Raw genomic sequence first — 23,151 nt, 5'->3', positions numbered from 1 at the left:
CAGAACGCCCCGGGCCTTGTCGGCCCGGGGCGCCTGGGAAGTCGCTTGTCAGATGCTCAAGCAGCACGACCATGGCAGCCGGACGGGCCGGTGCCATAGGTAAAGACGAAGGTCTGGTGCTTGAGCATGGCGACAGTATGGACCCGTGCCGCAGGGCGGGGCCAATCCCGGTTCGGATGGTGAGACGAAGGCGCCCGGCTCGCGCCCCGGTAGAATCGACAAATACCGACCCCTCCCACCGCCGGAAGGCCGCCAGTGTCCTCAGCGTCCCCCGCTGCCGCGCCCGACGTCGTACTCGTCGTCGACTTCGGCGCCCAGTACGCCCAGCTCATCGCCCGCCGCGTCCGTGAGGCCCGGGTCTACAGCGAGATCGTGCCGAGCACGATGCCCGTGGCCGAGATGCTGGCCAAGAACCCGAAGGCGATCATCCTCTCGGGCGGCCCCTCGTCCGTGTACGCGGAGGGCGCCCCGCGCCTGGACCGCGCGCTCTTCGAGGCCGGCGTCCCCGTCTTCGGCATGTGCTACGGCTTCCAGCTGATGGCGACGACCCTCGGCGGCACGGTCGACGACAACGGCGCGCGCGAGTACGGCCGCACGCCGCTGCACGTCACCAAGGTCGGCTCCACGCTCTTCGAGGGCACGCCCGCCGAGCAGTCGGTGTGGATGTCGCACGGCGACGCCTGCTCGGCCGCGCCCGAGGGCTTCACCGTCACCGCGTCCACGGACGTCGTACCGGTCGCCGCCTTCGAGAACGACGAGAAGAAGCTGTACGGCGTGCAGTACCACCCCGAGGTGCTGCACTCCACGCACGGCCAGCAGATCCTTGAGCACTTCCTCTACCGGGGCGCGGGCATCGAGCCGACCTGGACGACGCACAACGTCGTGGAGGAGCAGATCGCCCTCATCCGCGAGCAGGTCGGCGCCAAGCGCGCCATCTGCGGCCTGTCCGGCGGCGTGGACTCCGCGGTCGCCGCGGCCCTCGTCCAGAAGGCCATCGGCTCCCAGCTGACCTGCGTCTACGTCGACCACGGCCTGATGCGCAAGGGCGAGACCGAGCAGGTCGAGAAGGACTTCGTGGCCGCCACCGGCGTCCAGCTGAAGGTCGTCGACGCGCAGGAGCGATTCCTCACCGCGCTCGCCGGCGTCTCCGACCCGGAGACCAAGCGGAAGATCATCGGCCGCGAGTTCATCCGCGTCTTCGAGCAGGCCCAGGCCGAGATCGTGGCCGAGGGCGCGGGCCACGGCGAAGAGGTCGCCTTCCTTGTGCAGGGAACCCTGTACCCGGACGTCGTCGAGTCCGGCGGCGGCACCGGCACCGCGAACATCAAGTCGCACCACAACGTGGGCGGGCTCCCGGAGGACCTGGAGTTCGAACTCGTCGAGCCGCTGCGCAAGCTGTTCAAGGACGAGGTCCGCATGGTCGGCCAGGAACTCGGCCTGCCGGAGGAGATCGTCCAGCGCCAGCCGTTCCCCGGCCCCGGCCTCGGCATCCGAATCGTCGGCGAGGTCACCAAGGACCGCCTCGACCTGCTGCGCGAGGCCGACGCCATCGCCCGTGAGGAGCTGACGGCGGCCGGTCTGGACCGCGAGATCTGGCAGTGCCCGGTCGTGCTGCTCGCGGACGTCCGCAGCGTCGGCGTCCAGGGCGACGGCCGCACCTACGGCCACCCGATCGTGCTGCGCCCGGTCTCGTCCGAGGACGCCATGACGGCGGACTGGACGCGTATGCCGTACGACGTGCTGGCGAAGATCTCGACGCGCATCACCAACGAGGTCGCCGACGTCAACCGCGTCGTCCTCGATGTGACGAGCAAGCCCCCGGGCACCATCGAGTGGGAGTGACTCCGGCCGGTGCCCGTCTCCGCCGACGCGGAGGTGAACCGCCGCCGGGCACCCTCGCGCGGGAGTAGGGCTCCCCGCAGCCGATCAGCGCCGCCGCACCGGGTCCCCCGGGCGGCGGCGCCGTCGTATCCGCTCCCGCACGGCTCTGTTCACCTGCGAGAACGCGCGGTAACTTCCGGCCATGACCGAGATCCCGCAGCCGTCCGGGCAACGGCCCGCCCCCGCGCCGATACCCGTCGACCGCCTCCACTTCGCCCTGCCGCCCGTCCACGCCACCCCGGCCGATGAGCGGCAGCACCGCAAGGAGCGGCTGGCGGGAGCCCTGCGGCTGTTCGCTCGGTCCGGCTGCGAGGAGGGGGTCTCCGGGCACATCTCGGCGCGCGACCCGGAGTTCGAGGACTGCTACTGGGTGAACCCGTTCGGGGTGCCGTTCGCGCGGGTCACCGCGGGCGAGCTGGTCATGGTCAACGGGGAGGGCCAGGTCGTCGAGGGCCGCTACCACGTCAACCAGGCGGCCTTCGCGGTCCACGCCCAGGTGCACCGGGCCCGCCCCGAGGTGGTCGCGGTGGCGCACACCCACTCGGTGCACGGGCGGGCGCTGGCGGCGCTCGGCGATCTGATCGAGCCGTACACCCAGGAGGCCTGCGCCTTCTTCGAGGACCACGCCCTGTTCGACGCCTATACGGGAGTCGTCGTCGACGCCGAGGAGGGGCGCCGGATCGCGGCCGCGCTCGGCCCGTACAAGGCGGTGATCCTGCGCAACCACGGGCTGCTGACCGTGGGGGACTCGGTGGACGCGGCGGCCTGGTGGTTCCTTTCGATGGAGCGGTGCAGCGAGGTGCAGCTGGCCGCGCGGGCGGCCGGGAAGCCGGTGCTCATCGACCGCCGGGACGCGGTCGCCACCCGCGACCAGCTGGGCAGCGACCTGGTCGCGTGGATCAACTACCAGCCCCTGTGGCACCAGATCAGTGAGTCGGAGCCCGAACTGCTGTCGTAGTACGTCAATTTGATGGTGCGTCAATCACTCGCGCCGCATGCCTCCGTCGACCGTGGGACGGTTTTCGTACGGCACAATTCCCTGACAGTCGACATGACTTGAGGGAAGGGCGAGATTTCCGTGGCGGTGCAGGAGGCTCGGCAATGCGGTGGTGACTGCGGTCCCGGGACGCGGAACGGCCACCGGCGCGCGGTGGCGGCGTTCCTGGCCAAGCGCGACGGGCTGGCCGCCGGAGAAGGGCTGCCCGCCGCCGTCGCGCACTCCGCCGGGGCGTCCCGCCAGTGGGTGTCGGACGAGCTCACCCAGTCCGCCCGGGCGCTCGCCGAACGCGGCCGGGAGGCGGGGCGGGCCTGGCCGGCCGCGGTGCTGCTGGCCACCCTCGTGACCGTGTGGGGGAGCGTCGCCGTGCTGGCGCTGGTGGAGGCCTTCACCGCGATCGGCACCGGCTGGAGCCACGCCAGGACCGCCGGGCTGCTCGCCGCCCTGGCCGTGGCGGTCGCGCTGACCGGCGCGGCGTGGCTGCACCGGGCGCGCGGCGGACTGCTCGCGCCCGTCGTCGGCGAGGACAACCGGCTCTCCACCTCGCGCGCGGTCGCCGCCGCCTGGGTGCTGCTCGTGGCCTTCGCGGTGCTCCTCCTCGCGGTGCGGCTGGCCGGGGCGTCCGGGGCGAAGGAGCGCGACGCGCTGATCGAGGGCCTCGGACTCTCCCGCGGCGCGGGCCTGCTGGCGGTGGTCGCGCTGGTCAGCGCGGTGACCGTGGTGGTGCGCCGGGTGGTGTCCGTACGCATCGCGGGGCAGCGGCTGCAGAAGGTGCGCGCGGAGCGCCCGCGCGCCGCCGACCTGCTCACCGACGACGCCGGGCGCGGCAGCTTCGCGGACGTCCAGTACGTCCTGGTCTCCACGGTCGCCGTGTTGTTCGCCGCCGTACGGCTGGCCCGGCGGCCCGACCGGCTGCCCGATCTGCCGTGGGCGCTGGCCTTCCTGGTGGCCGTGTCCGCGCTGACGTACTTCGCCGGGAAGTACGCCGAAGGCGGTCGTCCCGTCGTGCTCTCGGTGGTCCGGGCGCGCGAGGCGGGCGATCTGGACGCGCCGATCCGTACCGGTGACGACATCGAGATCCGCGGCGCCGGATTCGTGCCGCCCGGAGCGGGCACCCCCGACCGCCTCGCCCGGATGGTCGTGCGGATCGGCGCGGTCCACGTCCATGTGCCGCTGATCCCGGTCACCGGCGGCTTCGCCAACCCCAGCGACACCGTGCTGACCGTGCCGGTCCCGGTGGACGTCGAGCCGGGCCGGGTGGAGGTGCGGGTGGTCACGGCCGCGGGCGTCGAGACGAACCGGGTCGTGATCGACGTCACCGGCGACTGAGCCGACGTCACCGGCTGAACCGACATCACCGACCGAACTGGCGCCGCCACCCAGGGAAACCAGTTGAGGGGTGAACCGGTTTGAGCCGCGCGTCGCTCCCGTACGTATGGTCAGGTGACAGGGGTTACGGAAGGCGGGAACGGCGATGGCACACGGAAATCTCACCCGGACGCGAGGCGGGGCGGCCACCGGCGGTGGCCTGCGCGGTCTGAAGGAGACGGCCGGCAGGTACGCGTTGCTGCCGCTGCGCGTCTTCCTCGGCGTCACCTTCGTCTACGCCGGGTTCGACAAGCTCACCGGCGGCACCACCACCCTCAAGGCGAGCGGCAGCGGCTCGATCGGGGAGCTGATGCACTCGGTGCGAGACAGCTCCGCGATCCCGGCCCTCGTCGACCTCGCCCTGAAGAGCCCGGTCGGCTTCGGGTACGCCATCGCCATCGGCGAGATCGCCGTCGGAATCGGCATCCTGGTCGGCCTGTTCGGACGGCTCGCGGCGACCGGCGGCGCGCTGATCTCGCTGAGCCTGTGGCTGACCGTGAGCTGGGCGACCACGCCGTACTACTACGGCAACGACCTGGCCTACTTGATGGCTTGGCTGCCGCTGGTGCTCGCCGGGACGCCGCTGCTGTCCGCCGACGCCTGGCTGGCGTCGCGGCGCCGCTTGCGCACCCTGTAGGCGACCCAGCTGGCGAGCCCGGCGAGGCCGAGCCCGCCGCAGACCAGCGGGATCACCGCGTACCAGGGCGTCTGCCACGCGTCGGCCGCGTCGCCCGCGAACAGGACGGCGGTGGCCACCATCACCGCCCCCGCGATCAGCCGTCCTGGACGGAACTCATGACGCGGCACGGTCCACCTCCGCCTGGCCGATGGAGACGTGCAGATCGAGCTCCAGTGTCCCGGCCGGTTTCGCCCCGGCGGGCGGCGGCAGGGTCACGCTCTTCTTCTGGTTGGGCTCGATGTCGACGTCCTCCGGCTTCTCGGTCGGCAGCTGTACGTCGCCGACGCCCACCACGATGTGCGCCTTCACGGTCGCGCCCAGGGGCACGACGACCTTGAGCCGCCCCGCGCCGACCTCGGCGCGCGTCTTCACGCTCTGCCCCACGGGCACCACGACCTTGCTCAGATCGAGGGTGCCCTCGCCCGAGCCCAGGGCGTACGACGGCTGTACGTCCGCTGCGGCGGCCGGGGTCCAGTCGGTCCTGGTCCACTGGGTCGTGATGGTCTTGGGCATCGCCGAGGCCCCGGCGAGCAGGGCGGCCGTGAGCACCGCCATGAACAGCGTGCCGAACCCGGTGCGCCCCACGAACGCGCTGATCAGCAGGCCGAGGCCGAACACCACGAGGGCCGCGGTGAGGCCGATCTGGAGCGCGGTGCCCAGCGGTTGGTGCCGCCAGGCGCCCGCGGTGCCGACGCCGCCCGCGAGCAGCGCGAGCAGGAAGACGAACCCGCCGATGGAACGCGGGCCCCGGGTGGCCCGGTCGGCCGCCTTCTTGGCCTGGTCCGCCTTCTTGGCGCGCGCCCCGGCCCCGAACGCGGGCGCCGCGTCGGCGCCTTCGGCTCCCCACAGATAGCCGGTGCCGACCGGGCCCGTGGTGCCGTCCTTGACGATCGGGTCGCGCCACCAGGAGGGCGAGACGGGCGTGGGCGGCGCCTTGGTCTCGGGCGGGGCCGTCCCGGGGCCGAAGGCCGGGGAGGAGCCCCCGGCCGCCGTCTGGGCGGCCGCCGTGACCGGCGGGGCGTCCGGCGGCGTGGCCGAGCGGCGCTGGGACCAGACGCCGATGCCCGCGACGGCCAGCGTCAGCAGCCAGGCGAAGCTCATCACCGAGCCGTTGCTCAGCATGGACAGGAAGATCCCGCAGCCCGCCAGCGCCATCAGCACGGCGGCCAGCGCCGGGCCCTCGACCCGCCCGGACAGCAGCCGCCGGGCCTCGTTCTCGTCCTCGTCGTCCAGCGGGAGCAGCAGCCAGCCGAACCCGTAGAAGACCAGGCCGAGGCCGCTGACGACGGTGAGCACGCCGAACGCGATCCGGAAGATCACCGGGTCGATGTCGCAGTACCGCCCGAGCCCGCCGCAGACGCCGCCGATCACCTTGTTGTGACCGCTGCGGCGCGGCTGCGCGGCGGGCGCCGGGTCCGGATCCGGGTCCGGCGGCGCGACGGGGGTCTCGGTCGGCTGAGTCATGACTCCATGGTGACGGGCGGTCCGCGGGTCCGGCACCCGCCCCGACCCTGGCCTCTCCCTGAGATTGCCCCTGATGCGGGGGTGGGGCTTCCCCCGCGCGGGGGATCCCGGCTCCCCCGCGCGGGGATCGCGGATCAGGGGCGTCCTGGGGGCTTACCCTGATGCCCGCACCCGCACGGACGTGTGACGATCGGTCCATGCCAGTCGCCGCTTCCCGAACCGCGCCCCCCGAGGCCGACGAACCCCCCGTGCGCAAGCTCTACCGCTCGGCCGAGGGGCGGATGCTCGGTGGCGTGGCGCGCGGCCTCGCCGGACACCTCGGGCTGCCGGTCGTCTGGGTGCGGATCGTCTTCCTCGGCCTGTTCATGATCGACGGGCTGGGGGCGCTGCTGTACGCGGTGTTCTGGTTCGTGGTGCCGCTGGGCCTGGGCGGTACGGCCGCCGAGCCGCGCTCGGCGTTCGAGGTCAGCCCCGACGGCCGCCGACGGCTGCGCAAGCCCGACAAGGGCCAGGTCGTCGCCCTGATCGCGCTCTGCATCGGCGCGGCGATCTTCGCGGGCAATGTGAACGTGGGCGGCTGGGCCAGTCCGTACATCTGGCCGACGCTGCTGGTAGGCGCCGGAGTGGTCCTGGTGTGGCGCCAGGCGGACAACGCCCGGCGGGCCCGCTGGACCGAGGGCGCCCGGCGCAGCCGGCTGCTGCCGCTGGCCCGGGGGCTGGCCGGAGTGGCGCTGGTCGGTGCGGGCTTCACCGGGTTCGTGGTGGTGCGCGGCTCGGCCGCCCAGCTCGGCAACGTACTGACGGCGGCGCTCGCGGTCATCGCGGGCATAGCCCTGCTGGCGGGCCCCTATCTCGTCCGGATGACCCAGGACCTCTCCGAGGAGCGCCTGATGCGCATCCGCGCCCAGGAACGCGCGGAAGTCGCCGCCCATGTGCACGACTCGGTGCTCCACACCCTCACGCTGATCCAGCGCAACGCGGAGAACGTGGGCGAGGTGCGGCGCCTCGCCCGCGCCCAGGAGCGCGAGTTGAGGGCCTGGCTCTACAAGCCGGGGGGCACGGGCAAGGACGAGTCGGAGGAGCCGGAGACGCTGGCCGAGGCGGTGAAGAAGGCCGCGGCCGAGGTCGAGGACAAGCACGGTGTGCCGCTGGAGGTCGTGGTCGTCGGCGACTGCCCGCTCGACGAGGGGCTGTCCGCACAGATGCAGGCCGCGCGCGAGGCGATGGTGAACGCCGCCAAGTACGGTGGCGAGGGCGGCGCAGTCCAGGTCTTCGCGGAGGTCGAGGGCCGTACGGTCTTCGTGTCCGTACGGGACCGGGGCCCCGGCTTCGATCTGGACGCGGTGCCGGACGACCGCATGGGCGTACGAGAATCGATCATCGGCCGGATGCAGCGCAACGGTGGAACGGCGCGACTGCGTTCGGTGCCCGGCGGGGGCACCGAGGTCGAGCTGGAGATGGAGAGGGTGGACGGATGACGACGGAGCAGACCCAGGGAGCTCAGGGCGGTGCCGAGCGGCGGGTGCGGGTCGTCCTGGTCGACGACCACCGCATGTTCCGCACGGGCGTCCAGGCGGAGATCGGCCGTACCGAGGAGACGGGCGTGGAGGTCGTCGGGGAGGCGGCCGACGTGGACCAGGCGATCACGGTCATCACGGCGACCCGGCCGGAGGTCGTCCTCCTCGACGTCCATCTGCCGGGTGGCGGCGGGGTGGAAGTCCTGCGCCGTTCGGCCCCGTTGATGGCGGCCGCGGAGAATCCGGTGCGCTTCCTCGCGCTGTCCGTCTCGGACGCGGCGGAGGACGTGATCGGGGTGATCCGGGGCGGCGCCCGCGGCTACGTCACCAAGACGATCACGGGAACGGACCTGGTCGACTCGATCTTCCGGGTCCAGGAGGGCGACGCGGTGTTCTCGCCGCGGCTCGCGGGCTTCGTCCTGGACGCCTTCGCGTCGACGGACGCGCCGCCGGTCGACGAGGACCTGGACCGCCTCACCCAGCGCGAGCGGGAGGTGCTGCGGCTGATCGCGCGCGGCTATGCGTACAAGGAGATCGCCAAGCAGCTGTTCATCTCCGTCAAGACGGTCGAGTCGCACGTCTCGGCGGTGCTGCGCAAGCTCCAGCTGTCCAACCGCCATGAGCTGACGCGCTGGGCGACGGCTCGACGGCTGGTCTGACGGCTGGTCTGACGGCTGGTCGGACGGAAGGTCTGCGGGGACTCCGGGGGCCGGGCGGAACCGGGATTGTCAGGACGGCGTCAAAACTCAACGAGCGTTCTCTGCACGGTAGTCACGGTAGTTACGATGCGAAGTGATCGTCGGACACGGGGGAGGGGTCGTCCATGGGCTTTGACGAAGAGTGGGCGTCGAGCAAGGCGGCAGCGGCTCAGCAGCCGGTGACCACGCGGCTCAACGGGGCCTACGACGGGCCGTTTCCGCCGTCGGGGCCGGGCAGCGACAAGGACCTGAACTCCAGCGCCTCGCGGAAGAAGACCGCCGCCAACGACATCGAGACCGACTTCGAGCCGAACACGAAGAAGGCCGGCGCCTGGGCGGACGAGACCAACGGGACGACGGTCAAGGCCTTCACCGGCTGGGCGACCGCGGCCGGGCTGACCAAGGCCCAGGAGACCTGGGGCAAGTCCGTCACTGCGCTGCTCGGCCGGCTGGCCGGGGAGAAGTCCGCGCTGCGCGGCACGACAAGCCTGTTCCTGAACAACGACATAGGCGTCGGCAACGACTTCGGACCGCTCGTCAAACCGTCCTCGATCAGCCAGTTCTCGCCGCCGCCGCACTCGTAGGAGTCCCGCAATGCTGACCTACGAACTGATCATGAAGACCGACTTCTCGCAGCTCACCACGGCCGCCACCAAGTGGGACGACATGGCGGGCGAGCTGAAGAAGCTAGAAGAGCGCTACAAGACCCAGGTCCAGAACGTGAGCCTGGACGGCACCTGGACCGGCCAGGCCTCGCTCTATTCCCGGCCGAACTTCGCGACGACGCACGCGCAGTACGTCGCAGCCCAGACCGAGGCCAAGGCCGTCGCCTCGCTGCTGCGCGACGCCCACGCCCAGTTCGTGGACCTGAAGAAGAGGGTGGAGTCCGCGCGGGACGACGCCATCAAGGCAGGGATGAAGGTCTCCGAGACGGGCGGCGCGACCTTCGACTACAGCAAGGTCGGCGCGGCGGAGGCCAACGCGGTCCGCCACGACCCGGATCTGCGCACCACCGAGAGTTCCTGGTCGCAGCACATCGCCCAGGCCGTGACCGCCATGAACGACGCCGACCAGGGTGTGAAGATCGCGTTGGAGGCGGTCGGCGCCGACACCGACCTCCTGGACGACGCGAACAACGGCTTCAACGCCAAGGCCAGCGGCGACGTTGAGCACTACGAGGCCCAGGCCATGATCCAGCTGGCCGACAAGGTCAACGACGGCAAGAAGCTGACCCCCGAGGAACTGGCCGAGGCCGAGTCGCTCTTCCGGGACAACTCGCACGACACGGTCTTCACCCAGACCGTGCTGCAGAGCCTGGGCCCGGACGGCGCGATCAAGTTCACCCAGCACGTGAACGACTGGTCGCTCTCCGACAAGTCCCACAAGGACGACTACGCGGCCCTGGAACGCGGCTTCGCCACGTCCCTGGCCACCGCGACGACGGTCCCGGGCAAGGTCACGGACATGCCGCCGGGCTCGGCCAAGTACAACGAGTGGCTGAACAGCCCGGACGGGAAGTTCTACAAGGGGTGGATGGAGGGGATGGAGAAGGCGGGGGTCCACAACTATGGGGACAACCTGCGGCCGTTGCGCGGCTACCAGCTCCTCACCACGCTGATGCAGAAGGCCGACGGCACGTACGACGACCAGTATCTGAACGCGCTGGGCGATCAGATGATCGCGGCGGAGCGAGCCAAGAAGTCCGGCATCTTCGACACCTGGGGCGCCGACTACAAGGGCGTCACCCCGGACCCGGTCGACGCGCTGCTCGGCGTGATGAGCAAGAACCCGGACGCGGCGACGTTCTTCTTCGACCCGGCAGACAAGACGGGCGCGGACCACCTCCACTACCTCGCGGGGCACGGGGGCGGCACGCGCGAGTGGCCGCAGCACATGGTGTCCGGCGGTGTGGCTACAGCGACGTACGACTTGCCCAACGCCCGGGCCGGTCTCGGAGCGGCCCTTGAGGCGGCGGCGACGGGGCATCCGCCGCTGGGTGAGCACGACGACCCCTGGCCGATTCCGACGCACAGCCCGGCCGAGGCGCGGGTGATGAACGCGCTCATCCAGAACCTCGACCAGGGAACCAGCACTTCGATCCCGGCCGACCTGCGCCTCCCGGTGGCCAAGGCGATCGCCGAGTACGCCCCGGACACGCACGAGATCCTCGGCAACGGTGGAGGTGGCTATCTCCACAACATGACCGAGGGGTCCTTCGTCGACGCGGACGGCAAGGCGCATCTGTCGACCTCGCCGGACAAGCTGGTGCAGGTGATGCGAGGGCTGTCCGACGACCCCGCCGCGTTCGCGGATCTCGACAAGACGGAGTCCCGGTACATCGACCAGGTGCTCGCGAAGGTTCCCGGGGGCGCCACCGGTGACGAGCGCAACGCCCCGTTCAACAAGGCGGGCACGGTGATGGGCGCGTACGGCGCGATCCACGAGGACATCGTCAACGACGACCGTATGAGCGCCTATGCGAAGGCGGACTGGAAGGCCAAGGTCATGTACCACCTGATCGGTGGCGCCGTCACCCCGCTCTATGTGACGACGGGCGGCGTGACCATCGCCGTGGGCGACTCCCTTCAGCGAGGAGTCGACACCTGGACGTGGGATATGGCCAACAGCGCGAAGGCGAAGGCGGACAACGAAGCCAATGCTGCCATCTCGGATCAGTACCTGGATGCGAACAAGCACCTGAGGTACATGGCCGAGGGATGGGCGCAGGGGCGTTACGACTTGAGTGCGCCCCAGGGCCAGGCCACGCTGACCACGGTCACCGGGTTGATGAACGACGCTCAGGACAGTGGCAGAAACCAGGCCAGGGGCTATCTGACAGACACCGCCAACTGACCCAGGACGCCGGAGAAGCTGTGACAGTGACGACATCGGAAAGCCAGGACGGGCGCGAGGGTCCTCGCCGGATCCCGGGGCGGGTTCTCGCCGCGATCGTGGGGGCCGCCGTCCTGGCCGGCGCGGTGTCGGCCTGGCTCTTCCTGCGGACCGACGACGACCAGACGCCTTCCTGTGGAGGTGTCCTGAAGGAAGCCACCCTGCAGAAGGCGTTGGGACCAGCTTATGAGAAGGACATGGCCTGCCAGGAGCTGGCAGGCGCCATGAAGAAGGCGGTCCTGGGTGACAGCCCGGGGCGGCACAGCATGGACCAGGCGTCGGCGATGCAGAACATCCTCTATGCGCTCGACGGCGACATCAGGAACCGCGGCAGGGCGGACATGGCGGAACCGCTGCGGCGACCGGTGGCGGACATGCTCGCGGACTACTCCGCCGACGTGCACACGATGATCGACCTGGTCTCCGCCTCCAGGGACTACAACACCCACGCCGCTCCGGGCAGTGGGGCCTGGCAGGACCGGGAGGGTGTCCACATGAGTGTGTACGACGCCTCCCTCGTGCGTGTCCTGCGGGCGGTGTCGGACGATCCGGCCGCCTATGCCGCGGTCCGCAACGCCGACACCCGGCGTTCGGCGGAGGGGCTGGCCGCCATCTCCAAGGCCACGGACGGCGACATGGTGGCGGCGCCGATCTATCGCAGCTCCTTCGCCCTGGGATCCCTCGACGCCCTCGCGGCCGACGTTCTCTCTGCACGTTCCGGAAAGGACCAAGAGGTCTGGAAGGAGGTGGTGATGCGTGACGTCGCGCGTGCGGACGCGCCCGTCCCCGCCTTCTCGGCCGACCCGGCCGGACACATCGTCAGCACCTGGGAGCGTGATGCCGCCACCAAGGGGTTCGCGAGTCTGGGGCGGCAGACCGAGGGCATGGTGGCTGTTCTGGTGAAGGCGACCGGCCGCACCGCCGAGTCCGTCGCGGAACCGCTGGGCAAGACCGGCACCAACGCCCGGGTCGCACGGGACTGGGCCGACAGCAAGCTGAAGGAGTTCTGATCTTCCGGGCGCACCCCTTGGATCGTCCGGCCGCACCCCATGTAAAAACCCGGCAAACCAGTCAACCCGGACACCCCCGCCCTCCCTCTCCCCCCATGTGACCCCCCAGACCAACCCGGCCCTCCTGACCGACCTGACCGGCACCCCCGTCCTGGCCGCCGCCCTCATCACCACGGTCCTCGCCGTCCTCGTCCCCCTGGCCGTATGGGGACGGGTCCGGGGCCGAGGGTTCTGCGGGTCGGGGTGCGGCTCGGGATGGTGGTCGTGGCGCAGGTCAGTGCCGTCGTCGTCGTGTTCGTCGCCGTCAATGACCAGTACGGGCTCTATGACAGCTGGGGTGATCTGCTCGGCACCGAGAGCCATGTCGCGGCCGCGCCCGACCTGGGGGCGGACGGGACCGGGGGGCGGGACATCTCCGCCGCTCCCCGTGCCCGGCAGGCCTTCACGGCCGTCACCGACGACCCCGACATCGGACCGGGGCTGCGGCTCACCCACCTCATGGGGCGGGTGTCGGGCGCCGATGGGGAGGTGTACGTGTGGCTGCCGCCGCAGTACGACGCCCCGGCCTACCGCGACAAGCGCTTCCCCGTCGTCGAGCTGCTCGCCGGGTACCCCGGCTCCGCCCGCGACTGGTGGGGCAACCTCGACGTACAGACGCAGCTGAAGCCGATGATGGAGCGCGGCGAGGTCGCGCCGTTCGTGCTCGTCTCGCCGCGCACCACCCTGCTGCCCGGCAAGGACACCGGCTGCGCCAATGTGCCGGGCGTGGTCAACGCCGACACCTGGCTCAGCGTGGACGTACGGAAGATGGTCACCGACAACTTCCGTACGCGGAAGGACGCCGACGGGTGGGCGGTCGCCGGGTTCTCCGCGGGAGCCCACTGCGCGGCCAAGCTCGCGATCGAGCACCCCGACCGCTACCGCGCGGCCGTCGGGCTCTCCGGCTACAACGACCCCGCCGCCGAGCCCGACTCCATCGCCGCCCACGACGCACGGCTGCGCCGCACCACCGACCCCCTGTGGATACTCACGCACGCCCGCCGCCCGCCCCTGACCTCGCTCTACCTCTCGGGCGAGCCCCAGGACGGGTACGACGACGGTCTGGCGGTCCAGCGGGCGGCGAAGCCACCCACCCGCGTCACCGTCGTCCCCTCTGCCGGCGGGCACCGGGTGACCGTCTGGAAGCCGATGGTGCCGCAGGCCTTCCGCTGGCTCAGCGGGGTCGTCGGGGGGCCGGTGGGCGCGGAGCCACGCACGGAATCAAGCGCCGGAAGAGTAAAGCCCTCGCAAAGTGGAGCAACTCCAGTTAACGCAACCGGCTCTTCCCGTCCGTGATGAGCCTGACCGGTACCCCCTTCCTGCTGACCGCCGTCCTCGTGGCGGCGGCGGCCCTGCTGCTCCCCCTGTTCCTGTGGAGCAGGATCGGCGGGCCGGCCGTGGTACGGGGGGCCTCGCGGCTGTTCATGCTGCTGTTCGCCCAGTTCACCGCAGTCCTCGTGGTCTTCGTGATGGTCAACAACGCCAACGGGCTCTACGACAACTGGGACGATCTGCTGGGCACCGGCAACCACGTCAACGCCGCCCCCGACCTCGGCCCCGACGGCACCGGCGGCAAGAAGGCCGCCTCGGCGCCCAAGGTCAAGCAGAACTTCAGGGAGTACAAGGGCAAGGTCGGCGACGGCGTCATGAAGACCACGCTCAAGGGCGCGATCTCCGGCGTCGAGGGCGATGTGGCGGTCTGGCTGCCGCCGCAGTACAACGACCCCGCGTACAAGGACAAGACGTTCCCCGTGGTCGAGCTGCTGCCCGGGTACCCGGGCTCCATAGGCGCCTGGTTCGGCTCGCTGCACACCCAGCGGCAGCTCACGCCGATGATGCAGCGCGGCGAGGTCGCGCCGTTCATCCTCGTCTCGCCGCGCACCACGCTCCTGGACGGCCGTGACACCGGCTGCGCCAATGTGCCGGGCACCGTCAACGCCGACACCTGGATCAGCGTGGACGTACGCAAGATGATCACCGACAACTTCCGGGCCGCGACCGGGCCCGAGGGCTGGGCCATCGCCGGGTACTCGGCGGGCGCCCACTGCGCCGCCAAGCTCGCCGTCGCGCACCCCGACCGCTACCGCGCCGGCGTCGACCTCTCCGGCTACAACGACCCGGCCGCCGAGGGCGCCTCGATCACCGCGCACGACCCGAAGCTGCGCCGCGAGTCCAACCCGCTGTGGATCCTCAAGAACGCCAAGACGCCGCCGCGCACCTCGCTGTTCGTCTCCGGCGACAGGGGCGACGGCTACAACGACGGCCTGGCCCTGAAGAAGGCCGCCAAGGCCCCGACCACCGTCCACGTCGTCCGGCTGAACGGCGGCGGCCACCGCAGCAGCGTCTGGGAGCACCAGGTGCCCGACGTCTTCCGCTGGCTCACCAAGGAGCTCGGTCAGGCGGGCCGGGTCGCGCCCGCGAACGGCATCTGATCGATCGGCGCGAGCCGCACCGGCGCCCCCGGATGCGGCGCGTGGATCATCTGGCCGCCGCCGATGTAGAGCCCGACGTGGCTGATGCCCGAGTAGAAGAAGACCAGATCGCCGGGGGCCAGGGCGGAACGGGACACCCGGGCACCGGAGTTGATCTGCGTGTACGTGGTCCGGGGCAGCGCGACGCCCGCCGCGCCCCAGGCCGCCTGGGTCAGCCCCGAGCAGTCGAACGCGAACGGCCCGGTCGCGCCCCACACGTACGGCTTGCCGAGCGCGGTGTAGGCGTAGGCCACGGCGGCCGCCGCCCGGCCGCTGGGGGCCGGGAGCAGCCCGGCGGGCGCGGCGGGCGCCCCGGGGGCCGAGGAGCGGCCGGCGCGGCCGGTGGTGCCCGCGTCGGTACGGGCGCCGTCCTGGCCCTCGTACGCAGCCCGCTGCTCGGCGCTCAGCTGCCTGAGCAGCGCCTGCGCCGAGTCGAGCTTCGACTTGATGGTCTCCTTCTGGCGCTTGAGCTCGGCCTGCCGGTCGCGCAGCTCGGCGAGCCGGTCGTCGGCGGCGGTGTGCAGCCGCTTCAGCTCGGCGAGCTGCTTGCGGACCCCGGCCACCGCGTTCGCCGTCCGCTCCCCGGCCCGCTCCTGGAAGGCCGCGTCGTCCAGATACCGCTGAGGGTCGGACGACAGCATCAGCTGGAGCGCGGGGGCGATCCCGCCGGTGCGGTACTGGGCGGTGGCGATCGAGCCCAGCGCGTTGCGCGCGCTGTTGAGCCGGCCGGTCTTGCGCGCGGCCGCGTCCTGCAGCGCGGCGACGGACTTCTGGGTGTCGTCCGCCTTCTCCTTGGTGCCGTTGTACGCCTCGGTGGCGATCTCCGCGTCCTGGTACAGCCTGTCCACCTTGGCCTTGACCTGGGCCGGGGTCAGGCGGGGCTCGGCGTGGCCGGAGCCCTCGAAGGCGGTGGCGGTGGCGGCTCCGGCCAGTGCGAGGGTCGCCGCCGTGCGGGCGGCGGGGCCGGTGAGCGGGTGCTGCCTGGGCTTTCGGTGCGCAGCCACTAGGGCCTTCACGTCCTTCCGTGCACATCCGGCGACGGGCCGCACAGGGGGGACGGCCCGCCGCCGGATCTCTCGGCTTGGCGACCGATGACCGCCCTTGAGGGGGCGGCGATGGGGAGTCGGTCACCTGGGGGAGGACGCTAAACCTCGGTGACACGGGGGAGTGACGCAATGCGCGAAGTGTTCTGTTCCGGCGGTCGCGCGACCGTATGTGACCGGTCTGCCGTCGATTGGGCCCGCTTCCCGATGCCGCTGTGACCGAGGAGCCGGACGAGACCCACCTGCCCGCCACCCCCTGATACAGCCTGGTTAGGCTCCCCAACCATGGACGTACTCATCAATGTCTTCGTCGCCCTGCACATCATCGGCATCGCCTCGCTGCTCGGAGGCTTTCTGACCCAGATGAAGGCGATGGGTGTCGGGACCGCGCGCTTCGTGCCCGCGATGCTGCACGGCGCGCTGACGATGCTGGTCACCGGCGTGGCCCTGGTCGGCCTCAACCAGGCCGACGACAACTCCGTGAACACCGCGAAGATCGGCCTGAAGCTGGCGGTCCTGGTGGTGATCCTCGGCCTCGTCTATGTGAAGCGGGACGACGAGAAGGTGGAGAAGGCGCTGTTCGGCGCGGTGGGCGGGCTCACCGTGGCGAACATCTTCATCGCGACGCTGTGGACGTGAGCGCGCCCGCGATCCGCGCCCACGCCTAGGCGGGCCTGATCGACCCGTAGATCGGCATGTAGTAGATCGACTCCTCGCGGACGTACGCACCCGGCTTCGGCGCGTGGATCATCATCCCGTTGCCGATGTACATGCCGACGTGGCTGATGTCGTCGTAGAAGAAGACCAGGTCACCGGGGCGCAGCTCGGCCGTGGCGACCCGGGTGCCGGTCTTGACCTGGTCCCAGGTGGTGCGCGGCAGATCGACCCCGGCGGCCCTCCAGGCGGCCTGGGTGAGCCCGGAGCAGTCGTACGAGGACGGCCCGGTCGCGCCCCACACGTATGGCTTGCCGATCTGGTCGCGGGCGAACGCGAGGGCCTTGGCGGCCTTGGTGGAGGCGGACGGGGTGCTGGTGCCGGTACCCGTGCCCGTGCCCGTACCGGTGCCCGGCGCTTTCTTCGCGGTTTCGGCCGCCTCAGCGGCTTCGGCGGCTTCGGCCGCCTTGCGGGCCGCCGCCTGACGTGCGGCCAGCTCCGCCGCCTTCCTCCGCGCCTCCTCCTGCTTCTTCTCCTCCAGCGCCGCCAGCCGCGCCTTCTCCTGCGCGGTGAGCGTGCTCAGCAGCGTCCGCGCCGCCGCCAGCTTCGTCTGTACGTCCTTCTTGCCGGCCCGCAGCGACTCCTGCGAGGCGGTCAGCCGCTCCAGGCCCCGGGCCGCGGCCGTGCGCTTCTTCGCGACGCCCGCCCGCTCGGTCTCGAAGTCCCGCAGCGCCTGCTCCTCGCGGCCGGTCAGCTGCTTCATCAGGTGGTTGCGGTCGAAGAAGGCCTGCGGGTCGTCCGCGAGCATCAGGGTCACGGTCGAGGCCATGCCGCCGGTGCGGTACTGCTCGGCGGCGTAGTTGCCGAGGACCCGGCGGGTGTCGTTCAGCCGGGCGGTGCCCCGGGCGACCTCGTCGAGCAGGCCGTCGGCCTTCTCGCGCTGGTCGTCGGTGGCCTCCTTGGCCCGGTTGTACGACTCGGTTGCCGTGCCCGCCTGCCGGTAGAGGTCGTCGACCTTGCGCTGGACCTCCTCGACCGTGGGCTTCGGCCTGCCCGGGGCCGCGCCCGCGCTCTGGGCCAGCAGGCTCACCGAGGCGAGCGCGGCCGTGGTGATGCCGACGGCGGGAGCGGCCGTACGAATGAGGGTGCGCGGCTTGCGGTGGGAGGGCAAGGCCGACACCTCCTTCCGGATCGTTCCGGACGGGGGCGGTCCCCGGACGGGGGCGTTCCCCCGTTGAGGCGGCACGCTAGCCAACTCGCGTGGCCGCTGGGAAGGTTGATGTCCGACAGGCCCGATACGTTCCCGTGACCTTTACGCTCCGTAGTCGTTGGTTCGTCTCTGCGAAGGCGGGAGCGGGCTGTCAGAGCGGGGTCCTAGACTCGGGAGACGATGAGCAGCCTCTTTGACGACAGCTTCCTGGCGGACCTCCAGCCCTCCGAGGAGGAGCATCCGCCGCCGCCCGAGGACGGCCCGGTCCGGGAGGAGGTGCCGGACGACCTGTTCCAGGGCCGTTTCGACGCACCCCCGAGCCACGACGCGTACTACCGGGACGGCGCCCCGCGCCCGGTGGTCGACCCGGCGACCCTTCTGGAGGGGCTGAACGGGAACCAGCGGGCGGCCGTCGTCCACGCCGGCTCCCCGCTGCTCATCGTGGCCGGCGCGGGCTCCGGCAAGACCCGGGTGCTCACGCACCGCATCGCCCATCTGCTGGCCACCCGGGGCGTCCACCCCGGCCAGATCCTCGCGATCACCTTCACCAACAAGGCCGCGGGCGAGATGAAGGAGCGCGTCGAGCAACTGGTCGGCCCGCGCGCGCACGCGATGTGGGTGATGACCTTCCACAGCGCCTGTGTGCGGATCCTGCGCCGCGAGTCCAAGAAGCTCGGCTTCACCTCGTCGTTCTCGATCTACGACGCGGCCGACTCCAAGCGCCTGATGGCGCTGGTCTGTCGCGACCTCGACCTGGACCCCAAGCGGTACCCGCCGAAGTCCTTCAGCGCCAAGATCTCGAACCTGAAGAACGAGCTGATCGACGAGGAGACCTTCGCCGGCCAGGCCGCCGACGGCTTCGAGAAGACCCTGGCGCAGGCGTACGCGATGTACCAGGCGCGGCTGCGCGAGGCCAACGCGCTGGACTTCGACGACATCATCATGACGACGGTCCACCTGCTCCAGGCGTTCCCGGACGTCGCCGAGCACTACCGCCGCCGCTTCCGCCACGTGATGGTCGACGAGTACCAGGACACCAACCACGCCCAGTACACGCTGGTGCGCGAGCTCGTCGGCCCCGCCGGGCAGGACGAGGCGCCGGGCGAGCTGTGCGTGGTCGGTGACGCCGACCAGTCGATCTACGCCTTCCGGGGCGCCACGATCCGCAACATCCTCCAGTTCGAGGAGGACTATCCGGACGCGACGACGATCATGCTGGAGCAGAACTACCGCTCGACGCAGACGATCCTCTCCGCCGCCAACGCGGTCATCGAGCGCAACGAGAGCCGCCGCCCCAAGAACCTGTGGACGGACGCGGGCGCTGGCGCGCAGATCACCGGCTATGTGGCCGACACCGAGCACGACGAGGCGCAGTTCGTCGCCGACGAGATCGACCGGCTCACCGACGCGGGCGACGCCAAGGCGGGCGACGTCGCGATCTTCTACCGGACCAACGCCCAGTCCCGTGTCTTCGAAGAGATCTTCATCCGGGTCGGCCTGCCGTACAAGGTCGTCGGCGGCGTGCGCTTCTACGAGCGCAAGGAGGTCCGCGACGTCCTCGCCTATCTGCGCGTCCTCGCCAACCCGGAGGACGTGGTCCCGCTGCGCCGGGTCCTCAACGTCCCCAAGCGCGGCATCGGCGACCGCGCCGAGGCGATGATCGACGCGCTCTCGCTGCGCGAGAAGATCACCTTCCCGCAGGCGCTGCGCCGCGTCGACGAGGCGTACGGAATGGCGGCCCGCTCCGCCAACGCCGTCAAGCGCTTCAACCAGCTCATGGACGACCTGCGCACCATCGTCGACTCGGGCGCGGGCCCCGCCGTCGTCCTGGAGGCGGTCCTGGAGCAGACCGGCTATCTGGCCGAGTTGCAGGCCTCCACCGACCCGCAGGACGAGACCCGGATCGAGAACCTCCAGGAACTCGCCGCCGTGGCCCTGGAGTTCGAGCAGGCACGCGGCGAGGCCGAAGGGGCCGAGGGCGCGGGCACCCCCACGCTCGCGGAGTTCCTGGAGCAGGTGGCGCTCGTCGCCGACTCCGACCAGATCCCCGACGAGGACGAGGAGGGCTCCGGCGTGATCACGCTGATGACCCTCCACACCGCCAAGGGCCTGGAGTTCCCGGTGGTGTTCCTGACCGGCATGGAGGACGGCGTCTTCCCGCACATGCGCGCGCTCGGCCAGGTCAAGGAGCTGGAGGAGGAGCGCCGTCTGGCGTACGTGGGCATCACGCGCGCCCGCGAGCGGCTGTATCTGACGCGCTCCTCGATGCGCAGCGCCTGGGGCCAGCCCTCGTACAACCCGCCGTCCCGGTTCCTGGAGGAGATCCCGGTCCAGCACCTGGACTGGAAGCGGACGGGTCCGATGGCGGCCCCGGCAGGACCGGTCTCGGGCAAGGGCCTGGGCGGGGGACCGTCCTCCTCGCGGGCGCGCTCGGGCCCGTCGGGCTTCGCGACCCGGCGTACCAGCGACAAGCCGGTGATCGCGCTGACCATCGGGGACCGCGTCACCCACGACCAGTTCGGTCTGGGCACGGTGGTGTCGGTGACCGGTTCGGGCTCGGACGCGCAGGCCACGATCGACTTCGGGGACGAGCGCCCCAAGAAGCTGCTGCTGCGGTACGCGCCGGTGGAGAAGCTGTAGCAGCCAAGAGGCCGCAAATCGTTTCTCTACCGGCGCTGTGACGGGCTCGGCCTAGGTCGGGTCGAGCCCGTGGCCGCGCAGCCACGGCAGCGGGTCTATCGGCGACCCGCCGCCGGGGCGCACCTCGAAGTGCAGGTGCGGACCGGTGGAGTTGCCGGAGTTGCCCGAGTACGCGATGACCTCGCCGGCCTTGACCGGGCCGGACCGCAACTTGGTGCTGGAGAGGTGGCAGTACCAGGTCTCGGTGCCGTCGTCGGCGGTCACTATGGCCATGTTGCCGTAGGCGCTGTTCCACTGCGTACGGACGGTGCCGTCGATCGCCGACATCACCGGGGTGCCGTAGTCGACCGGGAAGTCGATGCCGGTGTGCACCGACATCCAGTTGACGCCCGCCTGGCCGAAGTACGCGCTGAGGCCCCGCTGCGTCACCGGCAGCAGGAACTTGGGGCGCGCGGCCTCCTTGCGCGCGGCCGCCTCGGCCTTGCGATGCTTCTCCGCGTCCTGGCGGGCCTTGAGGTCGAGACGTTCCTGCGTACGGCTGGCGCGGTCGGCGAAGTTGCCCGCCTCCGCGCTGAGGTTGGCGAGCTGGGTGTCCAGCTTGCTGTTGGCGGCGACCGGCTTGACCGACGACGGGTCGGACGCGGTCACGGCCGTGCCCTCGTCCTTGCTCTCGCCGCCGAGCCCGCTCACGGACGCGGCCGCGACCCCGGCGACACCCATCACACACACGGACGGCACCGCGACGGTGAGCAGCGCGGACCGCTTGGCCGGACTGCGCCGACGGCTGCGGGCGCCGGAGGGGCGGCGGGGGGTGACGGGAGCGGTAGCGGCCGCGGCGAGCGGCTCGGCTGCGGGCGGGTCGTCCAACTCCCCCTCAGGAGAAGGGGTTTCGAACTTGTCGGAGTCGAGGTCGGGCGCGGGGAACTGGGCGGTGCTCTCCGCCGGTGCCTCGGCGTGGCCCTTCTCGTTCTCGTGCGCGGGCTCGTAGCCGTGCTGCTCGTACGCCTGCTCATGCCCGGCTCCGGGCTGGGCGACGGCGTCGTGCGCGCCCATGCTCTCGACACCGACGTTCCAGGCGGCCGTGTTGTACGTGCCCGTCTCGTCGTACGCACCGGCCGCGTACCCCGCACCGGGCACGGTCCACTGGCCGGTCGTGTCGTAGGCGGCGCCGTACGCGAATGAGGTGGTCTCGAACTGCCCGGTCTGCTGCGCCTGGTTCCAGGCGCTGGCGTCCCACTGCCCGGTGACATCGGGCCCGGCCGACTGGGCCGGGATGGTCCACTGCCCGGTGGTGTCGTACGAGGTCTGCTGGTACTGGTACTGGTACTGCTGCGCGCCGTAGGCGTCCCACTGGCCCGTGTCGTACGTGCCGGTGTGGCTCGTGTCGTAACCGCCGGGCAGAGCACCGAAGAGCGGGTCGGTGTTGAGGGCGCCGGTGGCGTCCGCCGTGGAATAGCCGTCGTATCCGGCGTATCCGGCGTGGGCGTGCTGGTCGGTCACCAACTTCTCTCTCGCCTCGGCAACGGGACCTGGGTCCGGGGGCCCTGGGGAGGGGCTCCCGGTGGGGGAAGCAGTGGCGTGACTGTACCCGGCGGTACGCGACAGCGACAATCTTCCGCAGGTTTTATTGGATGAGGAAACGGGCAATCAGCGTCTTTCGGCGGGCTGTGGGCAGAGGCTTGGTCTTTCGTTCGAGAAATGTTCGAGCAAGCGGGTGCTGAGCGGGCCGTTAGGACGGCTCAAGCTGAAGCTCAAGCAACCGAGAACGCATCGCGCGCGCTGCCCGTCTCTTCTTTCCCGGCCTCTTCCACCGTCAACGCCTGACGTATGCCGGTGGCGACGGCCGGGTGGACCGGCAGGGCCAGGTGTCCGATTCCCGACACCCGTACGTTCTGAACGGTCAGATCGGGGTGGTCGATACGGGCGGTCTCCACCGGGACCATCAGCGTGTCGAGGTCGCTCCAGAAGCTCACGAACCGCGTCCGGCAGCCGGGGGCGGGCCGGCGCAGCTCCTCGACGACATCGGAGCCGGGGCACATCTGGCGGACGATCGGGTGCGCGCTGATGAGCTGCGCCGACCGCGTGCCCGCGTGCGGGGTGCCGAGCGTGACGAGCGTACGGACGCGCGCGTCGCCGCCGAGGCGCTGGACGTAGTAGCGGGCGATCAGACCGCCGAGGCTGTGCCCGACGATGTCCACCTCGGCGTGCCCGGTGCGCGCGCAGATCTCCTCGACATGGCGGCCGAGCAGTTCGGCGGCGGTACGGATGTCGCAGGTCAGCGGCGAGTAGTTGAGCGATTCGAGATGGCGCCAGCCGTGCCGGGACAGCGAGCGGCGCAGCAGGACGAAGACCGACCGGTTGTCGATGAAGCCGTGCAGCAGCACGACGGGCGGCCGGGCGCGCCCGGCGGTGGGCAGCTGTGGTGCCCCGTCCGGGGCGGGGTCTCTCTGCTCGGCCGCCATGCCGGATGGATAGAGGACGAGATGGCCGGCCAGCACGGCGAGGTCGAGTGCGGTGGCGCGCAGCATCGCGGCGGAGACCCAGGCGCGGCGCAGACACAGCGGAAGGAGTGGAAAGAACTGCACGGA

Annotated in this window: 19 protein-coding genes; 13 read left to right on the top strand and 6 right to left on the bottom strand. The window is 71.1% G+C overall.

The genetic code is table 11. The features are described 5' to 3' along the window. Positions 1-255: 255 nt before the first annotated feature. The 4 genes from guaA (at position 256) to ACZ499_RS16620 (ending at position 4,883) form a co-directional block, all read left to right on the top strand. A complete protein-coding gene (gene guaA, locus ACZ499_RS16635) occupies positions 256-1,842 on the top strand; it encodes a glutamine-hydrolyzing GMP synthase (RefSeq protein ID WP_468675677.1) in 1,587 nt (528 codons plus the stop codon). A gap of 181 nt (positions 1,843-2,023) precedes the next feature. After that, a complete protein-coding gene (locus ACZ499_RS16630) occupies positions 2,024-2,839 on the top strand; it encodes a class II aldolase/adducin family protein (protein WP_468675676.1) in 816 nt (271 codons plus the stop codon). A gap of 120 nt (positions 2,840-2,959) precedes the next feature. Further along, the gene (locus tag ACZ499_RS16625; protein ID WP_468675675.1) at positions 2,960-4,207 is read left to right on the top strand and encodes a hypothetical protein; all 1,248 of its coding nucleotides are present in this window, start codon (positions 2,960-2,962) and stop codon (positions 4,205-4,207) included. Positions 4,208-4,352: 145 nt separating this feature from the next. Then, positions 4,353-4,883, top strand: a complete 531-nt coding sequence (locus ACZ499_RS16620; protein ID WP_468675673.1) for a DoxX family protein — start codon at positions 4,353-4,355, stop codon at positions 4,881-4,883. Here ACZ499_RS16620 and ACZ499_RS16615 read toward each other — a convergent pair. Both ACZ499_RS16615 and ACZ499_RS16610 read right to left on the bottom strand, forming a co-directional pair. Continuing rightward, positions 4,787-5,053 carry a hypothetical protein gene (locus ACZ499_RS16615; protein WP_468411337.1) on the bottom strand — a complete coding sequence of 89 codons (267 nt, stop codon included), beginning with the start codon at positions 5,051-5,053 and terminating at the stop codon, positions 4,787-4,789. The genes ACZ499_RS16620 and ACZ499_RS16615 overlap by 97 nt on opposite strands. Further along, positions 5,040-6,389: a PspC domain-containing protein gene (locus ACZ499_RS16610; protein ID WP_468675670.1), complete on the bottom strand. Its 1,350-nt coding sequence runs from the start codon at positions 6,387-6,389 to the stop codon at positions 5,040-5,042. Before ACZ499_RS16610 ends, ACZ499_RS16615 begins: the two co-directional genes overlap by 14 nt. Before the next feature lie 197 nt (positions 6,390-6,586). On the opposite strand from ACZ499_RS16610, the gene ACZ499_RS16605 reads away from it, so the two are divergent. The 7 genes from ACZ499_RS16605 (at position 6,587) to ACZ499_RS16575 (ending at position 14,977) form a co-directional block, all read left to right on the top strand. Continuing rightward, positions 6,587-7,867: a PspC domain-containing protein gene (locus ACZ499_RS16605; RefSeq protein ID WP_468675667.1), complete on the top strand. Its 1,281-nt coding sequence runs from the start codon at positions 6,587-6,589 to the stop codon at positions 7,865-7,867. After that, positions 7,864-8,565, top strand: coding sequence for a LuxR C-terminal-related transcriptional regulator (locus tag ACZ499_RS16600; RefSeq protein WP_266982756.1), 702 nt, complete (start codon positions 7,864-7,866; stop codon positions 8,563-8,565). The genes ACZ499_RS16605 and ACZ499_RS16600 overlap by 4 nt, the downstream gene beginning before the upstream one ends. A 164-nt stretch (positions 8,566-8,729) precedes the next feature. After that, the gene (locus ACZ499_RS16595) at positions 8,730-9,188 is read left to right on the top strand and encodes a hypothetical protein (protein WP_468675665.1); all 459 of its coding nucleotides are present in this window, start codon (positions 8,730-8,732) and stop codon (positions 9,186-9,188) included. A gap of 10 nt (positions 9,189-9,198) precedes the next feature. Next, positions 9,199-11,457 (top strand): WXG100 family type VII secretion target, encoded by a 2,259-nt coding sequence (locus ACZ499_RS16590; RefSeq protein ID WP_468675663.1) that lies wholly within the window; start codon positions 9,199-9,201, stop codon positions 11,455-11,457. Between the two features lie 26 nt (positions 11,458-11,483). Then, on the top strand, positions 11,484-12,506 hold the full coding sequence (locus ACZ499_RS16585; RefSeq protein WP_468675662.1) for a hypothetical protein: 1,023 nt from the start codon (positions 11,484-11,486) through the stop codon (positions 12,504-12,506). Positions 12,507-12,761: 255 nt separating this feature from the next. Next, the gene (locus ACZ499_RS16580) at positions 12,762-13,841 is read left to right on the top strand and encodes an alpha/beta hydrolase (RefSeq protein ID WP_468675806.1); all 1,080 of its coding nucleotides are present in this window, start codon (positions 12,762-12,764) and stop codon (positions 13,839-13,841) included. Further along, complete coding sequence (locus ACZ499_RS16575) at positions 13,841-14,977, top strand: alpha/beta hydrolase (RefSeq protein WP_468675660.1); 1,137 nt, start codon at positions 13,841-13,843, stop codon at positions 14,975-14,977. Before ACZ499_RS16580 ends, ACZ499_RS16575 begins: the two co-directional genes overlap by 1 nt. Here the strand turns inward: ACZ499_RS16575 and ACZ499_RS16570 are convergent. Beyond that, a complete protein-coding gene (locus ACZ499_RS16570) occupies positions 14,941-16,020 on the bottom strand; it encodes a C40 family peptidase (protein ID WP_468675658.1) in 1,080 nt (359 codons plus the stop codon). The two genes, ACZ499_RS16575 and ACZ499_RS16570, sit on opposite strands and share 37 nt — an antisense overlap. Positions 16,021-16,344: 324 nt before the next feature. Between ACZ499_RS16570 and ACZ499_RS16565 the strand changes: the two genes are divergently transcribed. Then, the gene (locus ACZ499_RS16565) at positions 16,345-16,698 is read left to right on the top strand and encodes a hypothetical protein (RefSeq protein WP_467879595.1); all 354 of its coding nucleotides are present in this window, start codon (positions 16,345-16,347) and stop codon (positions 16,696-16,698) included. Between the two features lie 25 nt (positions 16,699-16,723). On the opposite strand, the gene ACZ499_RS16560 is transcribed toward ACZ499_RS16565, so the two are convergent. Further along, on the bottom strand, positions 16,724-17,884 hold the full coding sequence (locus ACZ499_RS16560; protein WP_468675656.1) for a C40 family peptidase: 1,161 nt from the start codon (positions 17,882-17,884) through the stop codon (positions 16,724-16,726). A gap of 219 nt (positions 17,885-18,103) precedes the next feature. Between ACZ499_RS16560 and pcrA the strand changes: the two genes are divergently transcribed. Then, on the top strand, positions 18,104-20,563 hold the full coding sequence (gene pcrA / locus ACZ499_RS16555) for a DNA helicase PcrA (RefSeq protein ID WP_468675655.1): 2,460 nt from the start codon (positions 18,104-18,106) through the stop codon (positions 20,561-20,563). A gap of 51 nt (positions 20,564-20,614) precedes the next feature. Here pcrA and ACZ499_RS16550 read toward each other — a convergent pair whose 3' ends face one another. Next, positions 20,615-22,063 carry a M23 family metallopeptidase gene (locus ACZ499_RS16550; RefSeq protein WP_468675652.1) on the bottom strand — a complete coding sequence of 483 codons (1,449 nt, stop codon included), beginning with the start codon at positions 22,061-22,063 and terminating at the stop codon, positions 20,615-20,617. A 251-nt stretch (positions 22,064-22,314) separates the two neighbouring features. After that, a complete protein-coding gene (locus ACZ499_RS16545) occupies positions 22,315-23,091 on the bottom strand; it encodes an esterase/lipase family protein (protein ID WP_468675804.1) in 777 nt (258 codons plus the stop codon). Positions 23,092-23,151: the final 60 nt, after the last annotated feature.

The organism is Streptomyces sp. NPDC031265, from assembly GCF_055570295.1.
The sequence above is the reverse complement of the archived record's forward strand: the minus strand, read 5'-3'. Positions and strand labels throughout refer to the sequence as shown.

What these genes read in the sequence shown, in the direction of transcription:
- ACZ499_RS16630 (WP_468675676.1), top strand. Translation starts at nt 2,024, where the DNA reads ATGACCGAGATCCCGCAGCCGTCCGGGCAACGGCCCGCCCCCGCGCCG.
- ACZ499_RS16620 (WP_468675673.1), top strand. Translation starts at nt 4,353, where the DNA reads ATGGCACACGGAAATCTCACCCGGACGCGAGGCGGGGCGGCCACCGGC.
- ACZ499_RS16610 (WP_468675670.1), bottom strand. Translation starts at nt 6,389, where the DNA reads ATGACTCAGCCGACCGAGACCCCCGTCGCGCCGCCGGACCCGGATCCG.
- ACZ499_RS16605 (WP_468675667.1), top strand. Translation starts at nt 6,587, where the DNA reads ATGCCAGTCGCCGCTTCCCGAACCGCGCCCCCCGAGGCCGACGAACCC.
- ACZ499_RS16600 (WP_266982756.1), top strand. Translation starts at nt 7,864, where the DNA reads ATGACGACGGAGCAGACCCAGGGAGCTCAGGGCGGTGCCGAGCGGCGG.
- ACZ499_RS16595 (WP_468675665.1), top strand. Translation starts at nt 8,730, where the DNA reads ATGGGCTTTGACGAAGAGTGGGCGTCGAGCAAGGCGGCAGCGGCTCAG.
- ACZ499_RS16590 (WP_468675663.1), top strand. Translation starts at nt 9,199, where the DNA reads ATGCTGACCTACGAACTGATCATGAAGACCGACTTCTCGCAGCTCACC.
- ACZ499_RS16580 (WP_468675806.1), top strand. Translation starts at nt 12,762, where the DNA reads ATGGTGGTCGTGGCGCAGGTCAGTGCCGTCGTCGTCGTGTTCGTCGCC.
- ACZ499_RS16575 (WP_468675660.1), top strand. Translation starts at nt 13,841, where the DNA reads ATGAGCCTGACCGGTACCCCCTTCCTGCTGACCGCCGTCCTCGTGGCG.
- ACZ499_RS16565 (WP_467879595.1), top strand. Translation starts at nt 16,345, where the DNA reads ATGGACGTACTCATCAATGTCTTCGTCGCCCTGCACATCATCGGCATC.
- pcrA (WP_468675655.1), top strand. Translation starts at nt 18,104, where the DNA reads ATGAGCAGCCTCTTTGACGACAGCTTCCTGGCGGACCTCCAGCCCTCC.
- ACZ499_RS16545 (WP_468675804.1), bottom strand. Translation starts at nt 23,091, where the DNA reads ATGCTGCGCGCCACCGCACTCGACCTCGCCGTGCTGGCCGGCCATCTC.